At 61.1% G+C, this 19,113-nt stretch carries 21 protein-coding genes and 2 pseudogenes; 21 read left to right on the plus strand and 2 right to left on the minus strand.

Going from position 1 to position 19,113, the window contains the following annotated elements; genetic code table 11:
* Positions 1-414 precede the first annotated feature (414 nt).
* The 8 genes from PY310_RS20230 (at position 415) to PY310_RS20265 (ending at position 7,778) form a co-directional block, all read left to right on the plus strand.
* Positions 415-1,497, plus strand: a complete 1,083-nt coding sequence (locus PY310_RS20230) for a tyrosine-type recombinase/integrase (protein WP_275216381.1) — start codon at positions 415-417, stop codon at positions 1,495-1,497.
* The gene (locus tag PY310_RS20235) at positions 1,491-1,829 is read left to right on the plus strand and encodes a helix-turn-helix domain-containing protein (protein WP_275216382.1); all 339 of its coding nucleotides are present in this window, start codon (positions 1,491-1,493) and stop codon (positions 1,827-1,829) included. The genes PY310_RS20230 and PY310_RS20235 overlap by 7 nt, the downstream gene beginning before the upstream one ends.
* Positions 1,830-2,577: 748 nt before the next feature.
* Positions 2,578-3,333: a hypothetical protein gene (locus PY310_RS20240; protein WP_275216383.1), complete on the plus strand. Its 756-nt coding sequence runs from the start codon at positions 2,578-2,580 to the stop codon at positions 3,331-3,333.
* A gap of 606 nt (positions 3,334-3,939) precedes the next feature.
* Positions 3,940-5,031 carry a tyrosine-type recombinase/integrase gene (locus tag PY310_RS20245; protein WP_275216384.1) on the plus strand — a complete coding sequence of 364 codons (1,092 nt, stop codon included), beginning with the start codon at positions 3,940-3,942 and terminating at the stop codon, positions 5,029-5,031.
* Positions 5,024-5,377 (plus strand): helix-turn-helix domain-containing protein, encoded by a 354-nt coding sequence (locus PY310_RS20250; RefSeq protein WP_275216385.1) that lies wholly within the window; start codon positions 5,024-5,026, stop codon positions 5,375-5,377. Before PY310_RS20245 ends, PY310_RS20250 begins: the two co-directional genes overlap by 8 nt.
* A 337-nt stretch (positions 5,378-5,714) precedes the next feature.
* Positions 5,715-6,155: a hypothetical protein gene (locus PY310_RS20255; protein ID WP_275216386.1), complete on the plus strand. Its 441-nt coding sequence runs from the start codon at positions 5,715-5,717 to the stop codon at positions 6,153-6,155.
* Complete coding sequence (locus PY310_RS20260) at positions 6,103-6,810, plus strand: hypothetical protein (RefSeq protein ID WP_275216387.1); 708 nt, start codon at positions 6,103-6,105, stop codon at positions 6,808-6,810. The genes PY310_RS20255 and PY310_RS20260 overlap by 53 nt, the downstream gene beginning before the upstream one ends.
* 122 nt (positions 6,811-6,932) lie before the next feature.
* Complete coding sequence (locus tag PY310_RS20265; protein ID WP_275216388.1) at positions 6,933-7,778, plus strand: leucine-rich repeat domain-containing protein; 846 nt, start codon at positions 6,933-6,935, stop codon at positions 7,776-7,778.
* Positions 7,779-7,843: 65 nt separating this feature from the next.
* On the opposite strand, the pseudogene PY310_RS20270 reads toward PY310_RS20265, so the two are convergent.
* Together PY310_RS20270 and PY310_RS20275 are read right to left on the minus strand one after the other, a co-directional pair.
* A pseudogene (locus tag PY310_RS20270) lies at positions 7,844-9,073 on the minus strand (IS110 family RNA-guided transposase).
* A gap of 384 nt (positions 9,074-9,457) precedes the next feature.
* On the minus strand, positions 9,458-10,498 hold the full coding sequence (locus PY310_RS20275; protein WP_275216389.1) for an AraC family transcriptional regulator: 1,041 nt from the start codon (positions 10,496-10,498) through the stop codon (positions 9,458-9,460).
* Positions 10,499-10,875: 377 nt separating this feature from the next.
* Between PY310_RS20275 and PY310_RS20280 the strand changes: the two genes are divergently transcribed.
* The 13 genes and pseudogenes from PY310_RS20280 to PY310_RS20335 form a co-directional block, all read left to right on the plus strand.
* Entirely contained in the window at positions 10,876-12,297 is a 1,422-nt protein-coding gene (locus PY310_RS20280; RefSeq protein WP_275216390.1) for an aldehyde dehydrogenase family protein, read from the plus strand.
* 28 nt (positions 12,298-12,325) lie between these two features.
* Positions 12,326-12,661, plus strand: coding sequence for an EthD family reductase (locus tag PY310_RS20285; protein WP_275216391.1), 336 nt, complete (start codon positions 12,326-12,328; stop codon positions 12,659-12,661).
* An 18-nt stretch (positions 12,662-12,679) separates the two neighbouring features.
* Positions 12,680-13,825, plus strand: a complete 1,146-nt coding sequence (locus PY310_RS20290) for an LLM class flavin-dependent oxidoreductase (protein WP_275216392.1) — start codon at positions 12,680-12,682, stop codon at positions 13,823-13,825.
* 37 nt (positions 13,826-13,862) lie between these two features.
* Positions 13,863-14,231 carry a YybH family protein gene (locus PY310_RS20295; RefSeq protein ID WP_275216393.1) on the plus strand — a complete coding sequence of 123 codons (369 nt, stop codon included), beginning with the start codon at positions 13,863-13,865 and terminating at the stop codon, positions 14,229-14,231.
* A gap of 13 nt (positions 14,232-14,244) precedes the next feature.
* Complete coding sequence (locus tag PY310_RS20300; protein WP_275216394.1) at positions 14,245-15,213, plus strand: alpha/beta hydrolase; 969 nt, start codon at positions 14,245-14,247, stop codon at positions 15,211-15,213.
* On the plus strand, positions 15,213-15,653 hold the full coding sequence (locus PY310_RS20305) for a RidA family protein (RefSeq protein ID WP_275216395.1): 441 nt from the start codon (positions 15,213-15,215) through the stop codon (positions 15,651-15,653). Before PY310_RS20300 ends, PY310_RS20305 begins: the two co-directional genes overlap by 1 nt.
* Before the next feature lie 81 nt (positions 15,654-15,734).
* The gene (locus PY310_RS20310; protein ID WP_275216396.1) at positions 15,735-16,088 is read left to right on the plus strand and encodes a VOC family protein; all 354 of its coding nucleotides are present in this window, start codon (positions 15,735-15,737) and stop codon (positions 16,086-16,088) included.
* 163 nt (positions 16,089-16,251) lie between these two features.
* On the plus strand, positions 16,252-16,764 hold the full coding sequence (locus PY310_RS20315; RefSeq protein WP_275216397.1) for a flavin reductase family protein: 513 nt from the start codon (positions 16,252-16,254) through the stop codon (positions 16,762-16,764).
* 240 nt (positions 16,765-17,004) lie between these two features.
* Entirely contained in the window at positions 17,005-17,496 is a 492-nt protein-coding gene (locus PY310_RS20320; RefSeq protein ID WP_275216398.1) for a beta/alpha barrel domain-containing protein, read from the plus strand.
* Positions 17,493-17,915: a hypothetical protein gene (locus tag PY310_RS20325; protein ID WP_275216399.1), complete on the plus strand. Its 423-nt coding sequence runs from the start codon at positions 17,493-17,495 to the stop codon at positions 17,913-17,915. Before PY310_RS20320 ends, PY310_RS20325 begins: the two co-directional genes overlap by 4 nt.
* Positions 17,916-17,918: 3 nt before the next feature.
* On the plus strand, positions 17,919-18,368 hold the full coding sequence (locus PY310_RS20330; protein ID WP_275216400.1) for a hypothetical protein: 450 nt from the start codon (positions 17,919-17,921) through the stop codon (positions 18,366-18,368).
* A 244-nt stretch (positions 18,369-18,612) separates the two neighbouring features.
* Positions 18,613-18,714, plus strand: a pseudogene (locus PY310_RS21730) (hypothetical protein); the annotation flags it as partial.
* Between the two features lie 58 nt (positions 18,715-18,772).
* Positions 18,773-19,113, plus strand: a 341-nt coding sequence (locus tag PY310_RS20335; RefSeq protein ID WP_472925639.1) for an ATP-binding protein, incomplete at its 3' end; no start/stop codon positions are given.

The following is a 19,113-nucleotide window of genomic DNA, read 5'->3' on the forward strand; positions in this document are numbered from 1 at the left end:
GGCAAGAACCCCCATTTCGCCCAGGAGCGAGCCGGCAAGACACTCTAACCGCGGGAGGCACCGCGACAGATGCACAGTTCGCCAAGTCAGGGCATACGCCCAAAACAGATAACCCGCTTACCCAGTTGTACTCTGCGTATTGCATCAGATGAATCAATCGTCCCGATCCCCCGGATCCGCAAGGAATTCTCTTCCTTCCTTGAGATTCAGCGGAATTTGCGGCTTGATGGCTTTGATGTGCCGCGGCCCGGGCGCTTCTGACGATTGCAACGCCGAGCCCCCAGGCGGCGGATACAAGCGTTTGACCTGCGGTTTTGTGCTGATGATGCATTTAATGAATCATTGATCAGAACTTGAGCACACACTTCAATGGAACTGCGGGGCGAAAATGGCGGTCGACGGGGAGCCGGGCGTGTGCTGCAGCTGAGCACTGTTCAGCTGCTGCATCCCGAGGAACAGACGCTTGAGGACATGCTGACGGGCTGGCGCAACCAGCAGCTCTCCAGGAACCTCCAGTTCGACTCGATCGACAAGGGCATCGCCTGCATCCGGAGGTTCGTGGATCATGTGAACGAGTTCCCGTGGAACTGGGCACCGGAGCATGTCGAGGAGTATTTCGGTGACCTGCGCTCGATCCACCAGCTAAAGCACTCCACTATCCGCAGCTACCAGTCGACGCTCCGCCGGTTCACGTCATACGTGTCGAACCCCGACTACGGCTGGGACAGGGTCTGCGAACAGCGCTTCGGCACACACCCGTCCCAGGTCTTCTTTGACTGGAACACCGCCTCCCACGCGCAGGAGTACGAAGGAAGCCCGTCGAAACGGCCCTTCACCAAGAAGGAACTGCAGATGCTTTTCGATCACGCGGATGACCAGGTCGAACTCATCGCCGCCTCTGGCAAGAAAGGCTGGCAGGCGGCCTACCGGGACGCCGTCATGCTGAAAGTCGCCTACTCGTACGGCCTGAGGTTCAACGAGCTCAGGCACCTGCAAACCGTAGACTTTGCGACCAACCCGCAGGCGCGCAGGTTCGGCAAGGCAGGCGTCTGCAAGGTCCGGTTCGGCAAATCACGCAAGGGCTCCCCGCACAAACCCCGCAGCGTCCTGACGGTCTTCGACTGGACCGGCGGCGTTATCGACGACTGGCTCGCCAACGGACGGGGCACGCTCGACACCCTGGACCTGTTCCCCAGTGAACGTGGCGGCCTGATCTGTGAATCCACCCTGCTGCGCCGGCTCCGGCGCTACCTCAATGAGCTGGGCCTGCCGCTGGATGGCCTGGACCTGCACTCGCTCCGGCGCTCCTATGCAACGCACCTGCTGGAGGACGGGTGGGATCCTAGATTCGTGCAACATCAGATGGGCCACGAACACGCCTCAACCACCGGGATCTACCAGTTCGTCAGTGACGACTTCCGCAACGCAACCCTCCGGGCTGCCTTGGACCGCACCATGGATGAAGTCCTGGGCGTGCAGATGCGAGGTCAATGGTGAGGCGCGAAGTCGAATACAAATGGCGGCTCTCCGAGCTCATGGCGGCAAGGGGACTGCACAACACCACAGACCTCATCCCCCTGCTGGCCGAGCGGGGCATCTCCTTGTCCCGGCCACAGGTCTACCGCCTGGTCAACCAGAAACCCGAACGCGTCGCGCTGCAGGTGATCGCCGCGATCTGCGACATTTTCTCCTGCGGACCCGAAGACCTCATCACGGTCACAGCCGCCGACGTCCGCGCGCGCAAAACCGGCACCAGCGCCCCCAACGTCGTTGACCTGAACCGCGCCGTCCGCCCGCGACGGGCACGCATCATCGACGATGACCACTGACAAACCCCAAGGCCTCAGCTCCCGCAGCACCAGCCGCGGCCGGCCCCGCACCACCGGAACGGCCACCTGCGCACGATGCGGCCGAACGGCCGGCCGGACCCGGGCCACCTGGCCCGAAGGCCGAATCTGCGGCCCCTATTTCACCACCGCCACCCGCACCCACGGGATCTGCCGCGGCTGCGGCCAGCATCGACTGCTGCCCGGCCCGCCCGCCGCCGCCGGTGGGCCTCGCTGCGCACCATGCGCCGGCATCCTCCACGACTTCAACTGCAGCCGTTGCAATGCTGAAGGTGAGTTTTACCGGCACGGTGTCTGCGCCCGCTGCGCGCTCCGGGACGACCTCAACGAACTACTGCTCACACACCCTGCCGACCCGGAGACTGCCGGCAAAATCGTCGATGTCCTCTGCAAGGCAGACCGGCCCGAAAGCATCATTACCTGGAAGCGCTCCCCCAAAGTCCAGACCCTCCTGACATCTCTGTCATGCGGGGAAACTCCCTTGACGCACGTAGGCTTCGATGCAGCGGCTGAGTCGGCGGAGCGACCAGCAAATCACCTGCGGGCCCTGTTCATCCATCACGGGCTCCTCCCTACCAGGACCTGCACCTGGCCCGGTTTGAGACCTGGATCGAGAACAAGCTCCGCGACCTGCATGAGGAGATCGCGAAACCCGTTAGCCAGTTCGCCACTTGGCATCACCTGCGCCGCATCCGGTCCCTGACAACACCGGAAAAGTGCCCAAGCCCCGGTGCACTCCGCCAAACAAGAGATCACCGAAACCATCAAGTTCCTGGACTGGCTCTGGGAAACCCACCAGCGCACCGCAGCGAGCTGCACCCAGCAAGACATCGAAACCTGGCTCGCCACCGGCCCTACAACCAGAAAGGCCATCCGCACCTTCATCGTCTTCATCAACAACACCGGCACAAACCACCGGGTGGAAATGGGCCACTACACCGCCAAAACCCGCCCAACAATCACCCAGGACCAATGCGTGGCATGGCTGCGGGAACTACTCACCGGCACCAGCGAATCCCTGCCCTACCGAGTCGCCGGCATCCTGCTGCTTCTTTACGCCCAGCCGCTCGTGCGGGTGGCCAAGCTCCGGACCGATGCCGTCGAAACCAGCGAAACCAACGGCAACGTGAGGATCAGCTTCGGCGCCCATCCGGTGCCCGTTCCCAGGCCTTTCGCAGAACTACTTCAAGAGCACCTCGCGAGCCGTCCGAATCTCAGAACCGGAGCGGGCACTCAAAGCCCGTGGCTCTTCCCGGGAACCCGCGCCGGCCAGCCACTTCACCCAAACACCATCATGGACAGGCTCCGCAGCCTGGGCATCGACCTGCGCGGCGCACGAAACACTGCCCTGGACGAACACCTCTTGGTCTCACCGCCGCCTCTGGTCGCCGACGCTCTCGGCTACAGTCACCAAATCGCATTCCTCCACGCCGATGCAGCAGGCGACGCCTGGTCCCGCTATGTAAACCTCCGGGCCAAACCCTGAACGAAGAAGGATAGGGACCCACTTAGGAAAGGTCGGAATCCGTCCTCGTCTTCTTCGATTGCAGCCACACGACCAAATAGGCAACCGCAAGCACCACTGAGAGAACAGCGAGGATGAGATGCAGATAATCAGGTGTCCTCGCGAAAAATCAAGCGGTCCATGAGAGCCAAAGAACGCTATCTATCGACCAAAGAATTGTCCAAAACACCAAGACTCGGCGGCTGGGCCTTGGAGCCTTCTTCCCAGGCTCTGTCAGACCCATCATGCCTGTCATCCGCAACCATGCGTTACGCCGCCCGCTACCGGTCATGGCCCAACGGGTAACCTCCGCTGAAATGCTTGGGAATAGCTGCCGCGGAGACGAAGCCACAATACGCCCGGTTTCAATCCGCAGGGGTGCCAGTAGTTGCCTTGGGCAACAGAATCGGGCTGTGATAGTGCCCAATATCAAGGCCGCGCCTGCACTCTGCCTGTGCTCCCCTCATCCAAGCCAGAACTCGAATTTGCTCCTGGATCGCTTGTCGCTGTAGATTTCCTGCATCTAATGCATGTTTCCATGGTTTGGGGGTTGCAGTGAGTGGTGCCGTTCCGGGATTTGTCCCGAGGATGCTGGCGGATCCGGACGTCGGGCTTTTTCGGGCCGATGAGCGGGTTTTCACGGCCATGCTGGATGGCTGGCGGGCGCAGATGCTGGCCCGTGGGCTCACGACGCAGTCCATCAAGCAGCGCTGCCAGCTACTCGAACGGTTCCAGGAATTCACGGGTGAGTTTCCGTGGCAATGGCGGCCGGCAGATGTCGATGATTTCCTGGTCGGACTGCGGTCTGGTGAGAAGCCGATCAGCCTGAAGACGCTGCGCTCGTACAGCAATGCCGTGGCGATGTTTTGTTCCTATTTGACTCATCCTGCCTATGGATGGGGTGAGTTCTGCGAACGCACTTTCGGCGACATTCCAAGCCAGATCTGCTTTGAATGGAACACGCCCAGGCACACGACCGATGACGCCGTCCCGGCAGCGCGGCGGGCGTTCACGAAGGCAGAGCTGCAACGGCTTTTCGACCACATTGACGATCTGGTCGACCGGGAGTATGCGGCCGGCAGCAAGCGCTGGCTGCCCTTGTTCCGGGACTCGGTGGCCTTCAAGGTCTGCTACGCCTACGGGCTTCGCCGGCGGGAAATGACGATGCTGGATCTGGAGGACTTCGGCCCGAATCCACACGTGAGTGAGTATGGCCGCTTCGGTGCCGTCCAGGTGAGGTTTGCCAAAGGCACTGCAGGTTCGGGGCCCAGGCGGCGCACTGTTCTGACCGTGCCGGAATTCGACTGGGTCGTCGATCAGCTGAGGACGTGGACATCCGGAGGGATGCGGGCGAATTTCGCAACAGCGGACCGGTCATCGGCTTTGTGGCCAAGTGAGCGGGGCGCCCGGATGTCGCTTGGTTCTTTCGGGGATGCCTTCGCAGCTGCACGGGACGCCGTTGGGTTGCCCAAGGAACTGGGACTGCACTGCCTCAGGCATTCCTATGTCACCCATTTGATCGAAGCCGGCTACGACCCGGCATTCGTGCAGACCCAGGTCGGCCACTCGTACGCTTCGACCACCGGCCTCTACACGTCGGTGTCGTCGGACTTCAAACAGAAAACCGTGCAGCAGATGATCGCACGCCGCATCACGACCCTGGAGGACCCAGATGCCTGAACAGCGCCGGATCGGCTACCGCTGGAACTTGCGTGCCCTGATGGCCAAGCGCAACCTCTGGAAGACCACTGAGCTGATGCCCCTTCTGAGATCCCGCGGAGTCAACCTCTCCGAGAGCCAGGTTTACCGGCTGGTCACGGCCACGCCGGAACGGATCCCCGCCAGGACGTTCGCGGCGCTCTGCGACATCCTGGACTGCACGCCGAACGACCTGTTCGAACCCTTCGTTGAGATGCGCGCCGCGGCGACAGCCAACGCACCGCAGCGCAGTGAAGACCTCGGAATCCAACCGGGGAACCCGATCGCCAAGCGCATCCGCCTCGTCACACCCGAGGACGGTGAGTAGGCCACGCAAAGCAGAGGACCCGATCCGCTGGCCGGTCCCCTGCAACCGCTGCGGCCAGCACCACCAAACCGTTGCCAGGTGGCCCGACGGCGGAGTCTGCGGCTACTGCTACCAGCAAGCTAAACGCACCCGCGGCACCTGCGCCTGCGGACACGAAGGCGTCCTGCCAGGCCTCATCGATAACCAACCCGCGTGCCGTCGATGCTCAGGCATCCGACTCAACATTGACTGCCGGACCTGCGGAACAGAGGACGAACTCTACAGCGGTGGACGCTGCTGGGCCTGCGTCCTCGGCAATGTCGTAGACGACCTGCTTACCAACCAGGCCACCGGTTCAATGGCCAACGAACTCATCCCACTGGCAGCTGCGCTGAAGTCGATGAAACGGGCCAACAGCGGCATGACCTGGATCCAGCAAAAGCACGTCGCAGCCTTTCTCCGAAACCTCGCCGTCGCGCCAGACATCACCCACGAAACCTTCGACGGGTTGCCCGACTCACGCACCCGCGAATACGTCCGCGGACTCCTCACCGAATACGGGGTGCTCCCCCAACGCGACGAACTCCGGATGCGCTACGACAGATGGGCGGCAGAAGCCCTCGAACGCGTGAGGGATCCTCAGAACCGGGAAGTGATCCGGCGCTACATCCGCTGGCACCACCAACGACGGATGAACCTCATGGAAGTCGCCCGCGGCACCTTCCTGCGCCAAACAGGAAGTCACCGTGGCCATCGACCTCCTCAACTGGCTCACCGGACATGGCATCAAACTGCCTGAGCTGCAGCAATCCCACCTTGACGTATGGCAAGCCGAAGGGCCGACAACCAGGCGAATCGCTGAGCGCTTCCTCAAATGGGCCATCAGGACCAAAGCCGCCCCATCCGGGCTCACCATCGTTCCGCACTGCCGCGGCACCAGCCCAAAACTCGCCAAACAGGGACAGGACGAAGCGCTCAAACGAGTCATCCACCACGACGGACTCGAGACCCGTGACAGGGCCGCCGCGATCCTCATCCTCGTCTTCGGACAACAGGCTGAAAAGATCTCACGACTAAGCTGGGACGACGTGACCATCACCGAAGAATTGGTCACCATCCAGCTCGGGACCACCCGGATCGCACTACCGGATCCACTGGGCGAGCCATGGCGCGAACTCGCCGTAAACCCAGGGCACGACCTGACTGCTGCCCATCCCAACACCGCCTGGGTATTCCGCGGAGCCTCACCAGGGCGTCACATCCATCCCGGGCACGTCACAACCCGTTTCAGCAAGCTGTTCAGCACCCGGGCCGCACGACTCGGAACCCTCCACGAACTCACCAAACTTGCCCCGTGGCCATCATCGCCGAAACCCTCGGCTACTCCCCGACCACCATCGAACGCCACGCCACCGATTCGGCTGCAGCCTACGCTCAATACATGGCCGCAGTGAGGACGTAACAGGCGACAAAGAGAAGGTAGGCCCGTGCCGGCTTGTCCCGATGGATTAGCCTCTGGAGCCAAAGCTTCGGTGCAATACAGCAGGTCCTATCTGCGACGAGATGAGGGGGAGCAATGAAAAACGAGCAGACTGGCGAACTTGTGGTGACGAAACCTTGGACAGCCCAATCGGCACGGATCTTCGAGGAAGGGCACGCCTACCGGCTGGTTCTCAACTATGCGCTCGGATTCAACGAACCGACACTCGAATTCCTCCGCGGGCTTCCCATCCGCGAACTGGAAATCATCGACCGGCGCCTGACCACCCTTGAGCCCATATATTCGCTTGCCCCGACCTTGGAGTCGCTGCACGTGACCACCCATCCTGATCTGAAGATTAGGCTCACCGAACTACCCAGGCTCCGCAGTCTCGGGGCGTCTTGGGCTCAGGTCAGGGACACTATCAGCGAAGTCACCGGACTCGATTACGTGTTCCTGCTGGCCTACCAGCCCGAAAATTTGGAGCCGCTGTCCTCACACGTCGGTCTCGAAACTCTCCGAATGAAGGATCGTCCACGGCTGAGCTCTCTTGCTGGTCTGTCGCACTTCCCGAGGCTCCAGCGACTCGGCATCTACTTGGCCTCGCGGCTTGAAGACATCTCTGAACTCCAAAACCGCTCCGAAATCCGGGAGCTCGAGCTGGAATTCTGCAAGATGCTGACGAGGATCGACGACCTCACAGAGTGCACAGGACTACGTCGACTTAGCCTTGCCGAAAACGGCGACATCGAGTCTCTTAAGCCAGTGACCGCGCTGACCAAGCTCGAAGAGCTTTACCTTTACGGATCCACCAAAATCCTAGACCGTGACCTCACTCCTATCGCAGGCCTTCCACGACTCAGGATCCTCCGAATGATGAACCGCCGTGGCTACGAGCCTTCCGTGGACAAACTCCAAAGACTAAGCGAAGGAATCGCCTGAGCACTCCCGCAAAGCGAGCCGCCTAGGGGTAAGAAGGATCCCGCCCACGATCAATAAAAGGTGGGTCAGGCTGCTGCTTGAGTGAGAGTGACTTCAAATCCGAGGGATTTGAGCTGTCGGAGGGCTTTGGCTTGTTGCGGGTCGCGTTTGAGGTAATAGTCGGCGCCCGGGTCTTGGTAAACCTCGCCGTTGACGAGCATGTGCCAAGTGGCAGTCAGAATGACGTGCTCGATCGCGACAACAGCCTTGATCGAGCCACGACGGGCAGCGATTCGTTTGTATTTGACGCTGAGGTAAGTATCTTTGCTGCGGGCCGCTGACATGCCAGCGACACCAAGGGCTGCCTTCAAGTGCTTGTTACCGGGCATGGTTTTTGTGGATTTGACCCGGCCAGCGGACTCGTTGGAACCGGGGCAAACGCCGGCTCAGGATGCCAAATGTGCAGCCGTGGGAAAGACACTCATGTCCGTGCCGGTTTCGGCAATGATCATATCAGCGACCAAAACAGAGACTCCCGGGATCGAGGTCAACGCTTCACGGGCTGGACGAAAGGGTGGCATCACCGTGCCAATGCGCTCAGTGAGCGCATCAATGGCCTTGGTGTGTTGGTCGATTTGGTCCAGATGCAGGCGGACAATGAACGCGTGATGGTCGCTGAACCGTCCGGTGAGGGCCTCAACGAGCTGCGGGATCTTTGGTCTCATCCGGCGCTGGGCGAATTGCGCCAGAACTTGGGGATCGCGCTCTCCTAAGATGAGGGCTTCGAGCATCGCCCTGGAAGAGGCCCCCGTGAGATCACTGACGATGACCGAAAGCTTGAGACCGGAGCTCTCAAGGAACTTCTCGAGCCGCTGGATTTCCCTAGCCCGGTCGCCGACGGCGATCGCGCAGGAGCGGGTCAAATCTCGCAGTTCGCAAATGGGTTCGGGCGGAACGAACGAAGGGCGCAAAAAGCCATGCGCTGCAAGCTGGGCCAGCCATGCTGCGTCTGAAACGTCGGTTTTACGCCCGGGAAGGTTCTTGGCATGCCTGGCGTTGACCAGCATCACGGGCAACGTCGCTTCCAACACGTAGTAGAACGGCTTCCAATAGTCGCTCGTGGCTTCCATCACCACGGTGCTGACGTGCTGCTCTTCAAGAAAGCCCTTTAGCTCCAGGATTTGGTTTGTGGTCGCACCCCAGGTGGTGACCGTAGAGATGTATTCGCCCCGCGCATTGCCGGGAGACCGAACACACACCTTCGCGTCGCGCTTGGAGATATCTGTCCCCACAGATCGCTCATGGACGATATCCATTTGATCCGACCTTCCAACGTCATTCAACCGATAGGAATGTTCGCTGCGGGAAGGGCGGGAGAAAATCAGGAATCTAGCACCCGTGCTCGAAGGCAACAATCCACGGTTCCCGTGGAAGCCCTCCACACCACGCTAACTCACAGGCTCAAAACACGGCACTAAGGAGGCATCGGCGTCGACCGCAGCGAACATCACAATCCTTCACCGGCCACCACCACTGCACAAGAACCTGGGAGCTGCGCCAACCACAAATTTTCAATCCCCACGGCGCGGCAGCGTCCCTGGACCGCTAACCTAAAAAGAAACCAACCGGCTGTCTCACATCCTTGACACGCCTCAGTGTAGGCACTGGCTCGTTCGTGCTGACCTGAGGGGCTCGAGTTACTACCCAAAACCCCGGAGTGTTTCGGACGGGCTCTCACCGAACTTGGCCGTATAGAGGGCGCTGAATCTTCCGGGGTTCAAAAACCCCCAGTCGTGAGCGACCTGCGACACCGTGAGGCTTCCTATTGGCGCCCGGCGGAGGCGCTCGTGTGCCCCTCGAAGCCGGGCGTCGCGAGCGTAGGCCATCGGGGAGACATCGAGGCTCTGCTGGAACGCGAGCTGCAGTGCGCGAACGCTCAGGCCCGCGATCCGAGCGAGATCCCCGACCCCGGCCACCGCCGTTGGGTCGCTCTCGATGAAATCGACCACCCTCTGGACCGCCTTCGGGTGCTCGCGAGTGTGGCGCGTGACGACGGATCGCAGGTCGTCCGTGTAGTTGTGGGCCTGGCCAAAAAGGAGGCCGTCGATCACGAGCTGCTGCAGCCGTCTCGAAAGCACCGGATGTTCGAGCAGGCTGGTTGAGTGGTTGATGAGCTTGACCGTGCTCAACCATTGGCGACCCGACGGCGACTCAACATTCACGCCGTGCTTAAATTCCAACGGCGTGTCAACCGGCCTGTTTAGTAGCTTCTGGAGCTCTCGATCAAGCGTCGACGTTGAATACTTGATGCAAAGCTGCGAGCAGCTCTGGCCCCAAGCGATCATTGCCGCGTCTCCGGGGTTGTAGAGGGCTCCGACGAAGGGGCTCGCGTCAACGATTTCTCGGCGGAAGAGCGTTCGTGCGCTGCCGGTCAAAGGAATATTGATGTGGAGGTCGGTGAGCGCGTCGCGCGGAATCTCGAGCGATACCGACTGCCCATAAGTGAGATACCCGAGTGTGACATCGGGCAGGGTGACTGAGCTGAACTCTGCCCGGAGACCGCCTCGACCAAATTCCCCTTGCAAGTTATGGGGGGCGATCACCTCAGAGACGAGGCGCTCTATTTGGTCGGGATCACTCGTGGTCACGAGGTTGGCATCGTTCACGAAGGAGCGCTCACCGTGCGGAACCTCATCATGCGCAAGGCACTCACTGGTGACGGTTCGTTGATCTGCGATCATTGCACCTCACCGACACTAAGGGATCTTCGACGATCCGAGATTGATATGAGAGACCACGTTGGTGAGAGCCGGTCGTGCCGACAAACGCTTCAGTTTCTCTCGCTGAACTGGTAAACGGGTTCCGACGATTCTAGGCGATCTTCATGTGTGCAGCTAGTTCACTTTGCGCAAGAAATGTCCACTTTGCGCAGGCGGCCGGGCGACGCTTCGCAATCCGTCTCGAAGTATGCGCGAAACGTCTCGAAACCGCGAATTTCGCGCGCTATGTTGATGCAACGACATCGAAAAAGGTCGTCCAAATGCTTTCACCTTGCGGCACGCACGGTAGCGAAGTTCCTTGGTGATCGCAGCCTTCGCACAGCCTGAAAGGGGTTCTCATGAATCAATTTTCCATGACCATTAACGGGTCCAGAGTGTCGACTTCGTCGGGTTATGACGTTCTGAACCCCTCCACGGGTGAGGTCGTGGGTCGGGCCCCGCTGTGCTCGCCTCAGCAGTTGGGTGCGGCCGTGGAGGCCGCGGACCGGGCCTACCGAACCTGGCGGGGTGACGAGTCGGTGAGGCGCGAGACGCTGCGGGCAATCGCCGGCATCATTCGCGAGCACGCCGCCGAGCTCGCAAGCCTTCTGAGTCTCGAACAAGGCAAGCCCGTGACCTCATTTGAGCTCGGCGACGCGACCACCGAGATTGAAATCTGCGCGATGTACTTCGACTACTACGCGGATCTAGACCTCAGCCCCGAGATAGTGCCCTCCGACGACGGGTCCCGCATCGCGATCCACCGCCGCCCCCTGGGCGTGGCTGCGCTGATCACGCCGTGGAACTTCCCCGCATACCTGTCCTCGTGGAAGGTCGCCCCGGCGCTCCTTGCTGGAAACACTGTGGTCTTGAAGCCTTCCGAGTTCACGCCGCTCACCGTCTTGCGCATGGGCCAGCTCTTCTCCCAGGCCCTGCCGCCGGGGGTCTTCAACGTCGTCGCGGGTGACGGCTCACTCGGGCAGCTGATGACGACGCACCCCCTGGTTCGGAAGATCAGCTTCACGGGCTCGACTGTCACGGGGAAGAAGGTCGCGGCGGCCGCGGCGCAGGACCTCAAACGGGTCACCCTGGAACTGGGCGGAAACGATCCCGCGATCGTCCTCGACGACGTCGATGTGGATCAGATCGCGCCGCAGATCTTCAACGCGTCATTTGGCAACGCCGGCCAGGTCTGCACCAACATCAAGCGGGTGTACGTGCACCGTTCGAAATACGACGAGGTCGTCGAGGCCCTTGCGGAGCTTGCGAAGTCAGTGCGGGTCGGCGATGGGCACGATCCGCGAACGCAGCTCGGACCGATAAACAACCGCCCCCAGTTTGAGCGGGTGCGCGACCTGGTGAACGACGCAAAGTCGTCCGGGGCACGCGTTGCCGCGGGCGGTTCCGCGATCGAAGGTGCGGGGTTCTTCTTTCAGCCCACCATCCTTGCCAACGTCTCCGACGGGACTCGCATCGTTGACGAGGAACAGTTCGGCCCCGCGCTGCCGATCGTGAGTTTCGACACCGAAGAGGAGGCGGTCGCGAGGGCAAACAACAGCCACTACGGCCTCACCGCATCGGTGTGGAGCTCGGACAGCACTCGGGCAGCGAGTCTCCTGCCGCAGCTCGAGTCCGGAACGGTCTGGACCAATGCTCACAACCGATTTCCGCTCGACCAGCCGTTCGCCGGTCAGAAGTGGAGCGGCATCGGGGCAGAAAACGGCAGGGACGGCCTGCTCGGGTACACGCAGATTCAGGTGACCCACGAGGTGCACGGGTGATGCCCGGACGCGGGGGAGGGAAGCAGGAATGATCGTCGTCTCAGTGTTCTATCCCAGGAGCGAGAAGGTGCGCTTCGACCACGACTACTACCGGGAGCAGCACTTCGAGCTCATCACCCAGGCTTACGGTGACCGGCTGAAACACTTCGCCGCGCTTCAGATGTGCGACGACCAGCTCGACGGATCCCCGTCGCCCCACGTGGCCGCCGCGCACTTCATGTTTGCGACCAAAGAGGACTTCGTCGAAGCGTTCGAGCAGCATCGCGAAGAGATCGTTGCCGACATTCAAAAATTCACAGATATCGATCCCGTGATCGAGATCAGCGATGTGAGGAAAGCGTCCGTCGACGTCGACGGCAAATGAAGAGAAGGAGCAAAAAAAATGAAATTTGGTCTCTTGACAGAGGGCGACACGCCGAAGGGCCTGACCCACTACCACCGCTTCCACGAGCTGCTCGATGAGATTAAGTTCGCAGAGGACATGGGGTTCGATTTCTGGGGTACGTCCGAGCAGCACGGTCTGCCCACGGTCGCCCCAATTTCGGCTCCCGAGACCCTGTACGCAGCAGTTGCGATGCGTACCAACCGCATCAAACTGCGGCATATGTCGATCTTGATGCTCACGTTCAACCACCCGGTGCGAATCGCCGAGCGGCTCGCCACGCTCGACATTCTCTCCCACGGCCGCGTCGAATTCGCGACGGCGCGGTCGAACAACCCCATTACACTCGACACCTTTGGGATCGAAGCGTCCGAGACCCGCGAGCAGTGGCGCGAGGGTCTTGACGCGACCATTCGGGCGCTCACCGAGGACCCATTCCAGTACGACGGGAAGTACTACAAGGTCAAACCGATGTCGGTGACGCCGAAGCTCTACCGCGACAAGCTTTTCCCTGTTTCGGTGATTGCGTCGAGCAAGGAGACGTTCGAGATGGCAGGAAATGCCGGTCTCGGGGTGATCACCAACGACAGCTACCTCGGGTGGGACTGGGTTGAGGACGGGGCGAACACCTATAAGAAGGCCATCAAGCAGGCGGAACCCTTCGCCCCGTACGCGGTGAACAACACGCTGAGCTTCAGCACGTTCACCACGAACTGCGATGTGACGCGCGAAAAGGCCATCGAGAAGTCGGCTCACGTCGCGAAGGGCTTCTTCTCGCTCTGCGAGATGATCTACACCGGAGTGGAGGCGAAGGCCGGCGGCCAAGACAGCTCATACGCATCGGGCATCGGGCAGATCGTCACCATGGCCAAGCACAGGGACGATATTGAGTACATGAGCCAGCACACCCCGTCGGTGATGGTGGGCACGCCGGACGACATCATCGAACAGGTAAAGAAGCTCCAGAAGCTCGGCTACGACGAGGTGATCTTCCGCATCGACGGATTCGGGCACGAGCAGAATAAACGGGCGATCGAGCTGATCGGGAAGTACGTCATCCCTGAGTTCAAGTCGCCGAGGAGCCCGGTATGGGAAAACGAGTACGAGCGTGATTACGGCGTTACCGTACCGTCGAACTTGCTCTAAATCGATACGAGTCGTAAATACACAGGAGGAATAAATCATGGAACCCACGGAACGAATCAGGTTCTTCTTCGAGTCAGTGAATAGGAAGGATGGGGAAGCCTCACTTTCGTGTTACGAAACGAACGCCGTGCTCTCCCTCGCGCCGAACGGTGGAGCGGCGGAGGGCCACCCGGCGATTAGCGAGGCGCTGGTCGGCTTCCTGGCAATGAAGATGACCCTCGGTGATACCAAAGAAGTGCGTTCTCCCGACGGGCAGATCGCGCTCACGTCGCTCAACTGGAGCGCAGAGGGATCAGACGCCGACGGGAACCCGATGACAATGACCGGCCAGAGCACCGAGGTCCTGCGCAAGCAGCCCGACGGTGACTGGCTGATGGTGATCGACAGCCCCTGGTGGATCTCCTAAGAGGAGTCATCCAATGCCGCTCACCGATGGGGCCGAGAAGGTCCTCGCATTCATCCACAGGTCGACCCAACCGTTCGACCGTTTGACGGTCAGTGGGGCCAGGGAGAGTCTTCGCGCGCTCAGCGCACGATTCTCCCAGCCGGCCGAGCCGGTCGGGGCGATCGAGGATATCGAGGTTCCCAGCGGTGGGGGCTCGGTGCGGGTCCGGGTTTACCGGCCCGTATCGGGACACGGGGAGGGGCCCCTGCCGATCGTCGTCATGCTGCACGGAGGCGGCTGGGCTCTCGGCGACTTTGAGACGCACGACTGGTTCTCTCGGGCTCTGTGCAACGCTGGGTCGGCCGTTGTCGTCGCCGTCGAATACCGGCGCACCCCCGAGCACCCGTTCCCAGCCGCACTTGACGACGTCACCGCGGTCATCTCATGGGCAGCGAGGCGCGCGGCTTGGCTCTCAGCGCAGGGTGCGCCGCTGTTTGTGCTCGGTGACAGCGCCGGCGGCAACCTTGCCACTGCAGCGGCCATGCTGGCGCGGGAGGCGGGGCCCGAACTGAGCGGGCAAGTGCTGATCTACCCGGTGCTCGATGCGCGCTTGGAGACACCCTCCTGCGACGAGTTTCGCGAGGGCTTCTTTCTCACCGTAGAGAAGCTGCAATGGTACTGGGACATGTACGCGCCAGACCCTGAGACTCGGGCGCTGCCGCTCGTTTCGCCTCTGCGAGGCGAAGACCTGGCGGGCCTTCCGCCGACGCTCGTCGTCACCGCGGAATGCGATCCGCTCCGTGATGAGGGCGAAATGTATGCCGCGAAACTCAGAGCTGCGGGGGTTGAAGCGACCGTGCACCGCTTCAAGGGGCTTATTCACGCCTTCACGCTCATGTCAGATGCGATCCCCGAAGCCCGGGAAGCAGTTGAACTCTGCGCCGCGTTCATTCGCGAGAGGGCCTCCGCGAAGACTGGAACAACGGAAGAAAGTGGGAACTAATGGATCGTCAGCTGATTGCGAGCGGGTCTGCGATGGAAGAGGAGTTCGCCTACTCCCGTGCGCTGGTTCACGAGGACTGGATATTCGTTGCAGGCACAACCGGCTTTGACTACGCGACGATGAGCGTCGCGGAGGACGTCGCGAGCCAGACCGACCAGTGCTTCAAGAACATCGTCGCCGCGCTCGACCGCGTGCCGGGCAGCTTGGACGATGCCGTGAGAGTCGTCTACTACCTGCCGGACCGCAACGATTTTCAGGCGTGCGCGCAGGTGATTCGAAAATACCTGGATCGGGCACGGCCCGTCGCCACCATGATTCAGGCCGAGCTGCTCGACCCGAGGCTCAAGATCGAAATTGAGGTGACGGTGATCCGTCGACCAGTCGGACGGCAGCACTCAGCCGGTCGTTCTAAGCCGATCGGAGTTCCCACTAATTCGTGATTCCGCGTTTCAGTGTTCCAGTTGACTCGCGCTCCCGCTGATTCAGCTTCCATCTCGATATTCGCAAGAAAGGGTGCTCCCATGACCGCATCGGATGTGCGCATGATTGTTCTTTCCACCGACAATCTCGACAAGTCGATTGATTTTTACGCGAGGACGCTCGGTTTCTCGCTGAAGTTTCGAGACGGCAACCACTTCGCCGCTCTCGACGGAGGGTCAGTTTCGGTCGCGCTCGCGACGCTCGACGACCATCCCATTCACGGCCGCGTTGTAGTCGGTGTGCGCACCGACGACGTGGAGGCCGCGGCGGAGCGCGTCAGGAAGGCTGGAGGGCACATCGTTCGTGAGCCCTACGACGACGCACACGAGCGGCGGGCCGTCGTCTTCGACGACCAGGGCAACGGGCTCGTTTTGTACTCCCCGCTCCCCGCGTAGGGTGCGCTCCCGGGTGTCGTCCGCTCTTGAAAAGCTAAGGGGCCGTGCGGGGCGCCGAAGCTTTTGCGACGTAAAGCCTGCGACTCGGCCAGAGGGAAACTCCGAGCGTTCACCCGAAGTAACACAGCAATACAAATCAGAAACCAAAAGGAGCATGGTTGACATGAGTGTGAAGTCGGTTTCGACTGATGATTTCAAGGTCGCGTTTCGCAGGCATCCGGCTGGTGTCGGGATTGTCACCGCGGAGGCCGACGGGGGGCCCGTAGCGATGACGGTGAGTTCGCTTTTTTCCGTGGGGCTGGAACCGCCGACGCTCGTTTTTTCGGCGTCGGCCCTATCCTCGGCGACCCCGACGATGCTGAACGTCAAGACCGTGGTGGTGCACATGTTGGGGGCGGAGCAGGTTGGGCTCGCAAAGCTGGGGGCCACGAGCGGCGTCGACCGCTTCGGGGAGGGCGTGGAGTGGGGGCGCCTGCCCACCGGTGAACCGTACTACCCAGAGGCCCCCGCCTGGATCCGTGGCCGGGTGACCCAGACCGTCGCAGCCGGCGGCTCCCACCTGGTTGTGGTTGAGGCGCTTGAGATGTGGAGCGGTGAAGGTGATGTCCCGGGGCCGGACGTGCGGCCGCTCGTTTATCACAACCGCAGCTGGCACGAGATTGGCGAAAGCTTGTGAATCAACCAATGAAATCGAGTCAATGTTAGGAGCCAGATCAGTGTTGACGAGGAAGCCAGAAACGATCACCTCCGTGATGAGTCTTGGGGGGCGTCCGGCGAACAGTCGCCGGGAGATCAAGATCATCGACACGACCTTGCGCGACGCGCATCAAAGCCTTTGGGCTACCCGGATGCGCACTGATCACATCATCTCGATGGCGAATGATTTCGACAAGGCCGGCTTCGAGCAAGTGATCTTATGGCCCCCATCCAGTTTGATGTGGCAGTCCGCTACCTGAAAGAAGACCCGTGGGAGCGGGTGCGGTTGGCGCACGAGAACGCACCCAACACCAAATTCCGCGCGTTAATTCGCTCCAAGAACATCGCATCGTTCGATTTCCTCGCCGACGATGTAATCGAAGCCTGGGTGGAGAACCTGTTCGCCAACGGCTTCCGGGTGATCGGATCGTTCGATGGACTCAACGACATCGACAACATAGCCCCGGGTCTGATCCGGGCCAAGGAGTTGGGCGCCTCAACGTTTGGAGCGGTGTCGTTCTGCGAGAGCCCGGTCCACACCGACGAGCTCTTCGTCGCTAAAGCGCGCGAGCTGATCGAGAAGGCCGATGTGGACGCCATCATGCTCAAGGACGCCGGCGGCCTCCTAACACCAGACCGTATCCGCACCCTCGTGCCCGCCCTCAAAAGGTTATGGGCGACCGGAGTCTCGAATTGCATAGCCACTGCATGACCGGGCTGGCACCGCTGGTCTATCTCGAGGCGGTGGAATTGGGCTGCGACGCGCTGCACACCTCGGTCGCACCGATGGCCAACGGCGCCGCCCAGCCCGCGACGCAGGACATCGTGCGCGATCTGCGTGCCCTCGGATATACGGTCGACGTCGACGACACGATCATTGATACGATCAGCGACAAGTTAACGGCAATTGCCGAAGCGGAAGACAAGCCGGTTGGCCATCCGGTCGCGTACAACGGCCTGCACTACATGCATCAGCTTCCCGGAGGGATGCTGTCGAACTTCCATTCGCAGCTGGCCACGGCAGGCCTATCCCATCGTTTCGATGAGCTGCTCCACGAAGTGGCCCGGGTGCGGTCCGAGCTGGCGTTCCCGATCATGATCACTCCCTTCGCCCAGTTCGTGGGAACCTAGGCAGTGATGAACGTCATCTCCGGTGAGCGGTACTCCATCGTCCCGAATGAGATCAAGAAATACGCTCTCGGCTACTACGGCACGCTGCTGGCACCTATCGACCCGGAATTGCACGCGAAGATCGTTGCCAACGGCGCCTCTGACATCGCTCTCGAACCGGTCCCCGTCGCGCCCATGCTCCCGGACCTGCGGGTGCGTTATCCCGGCGAGAGCATCGACCTTCTGCTCCTGCGGGCGATGTTCGCCGGGACCCAAGTGGACGAGATGAAAAGGACCGTGGCAGGTGGCGGAAATACGGACGAAATCGCCCGGCCGACCCTGGACCTGATCAAGGCAATTCATACGAAGAGTCAGACGGGAACACAATCGCTGACAGCAGGAAATCTGCAGATCACCCTCAAAAAAGGAGCAAGCCACAATGTCGCTCAACCCGCCCGATATCAGGGAACTTAAGGCCATCGTTGACTGGGCCAACCTCACGGAAGATGTGCGCGAACTTTCGCTTAAGTTCGGCGACGTGGAGCTGTTCATCTCCCGCGATCAGCAAACCTCCCCCGTCACGCCGATACCTCTACCGGCCCCCGCTCCGGCCCCGGCTGAGGCCGCTGCTGCGCCTGCGGCAGTGCCGGCCACCTCAGGAAATGACCCTTCATCGGCCCTCGCGCTGGCACCGGACGAGGTGTTGATCAAGGCGCCGATGGTCGGAATCTTTTATGCGTCCCCGAAACCCGGGGCCCCTAACTTCGTTTCGATCGGAGACAGCGTCGCTGCTGACTCAGTGCTGTGCATCGTGGAGGTCATGAAACTAATGGGTAGTCGACACCGCAGAGACGCTGGAGAAAGACCTGGCAGAGATCATGTCCGAGGCGGAGGTCGCGTTCGGCGATCCCTCGGTCTACATCGAGCGTTACCTCACCGACATCCGGCACATCGAAATCCAGGTAGGGGAACGCGACTGCACAGCGCAGCGACGCAACCAAAAACTCATCGAGGAATCACCCTCGCCGGTCCTGGACGCCGAACTCAGGCAAGGCCTGGCAGACGCCGCTGTCGCACTCTGCAAAGAAGTTGGTTACAAAAACGCCGGGACCGTTGAGTTCGTCTTCGACAACATCGAACGCACCTACTACTTCATCGAGATGAACACCCGCATCCAGGTAGAGCATCCCGTCTCTGAAATGGTCTCCGGCATCGACCT

Origin of the sequence: Pseudarthrobacter naphthalenicus (assembly GCF_029076445.1) — a bacterium.
In the GTDB taxonomy this organism is placed as follows: domain Bacteria; phylum Actinomycetota; class Actinomycetes; order Actinomycetales; family Micrococcaceae; genus Arthrobacter; species Arthrobacter naphthalenicus.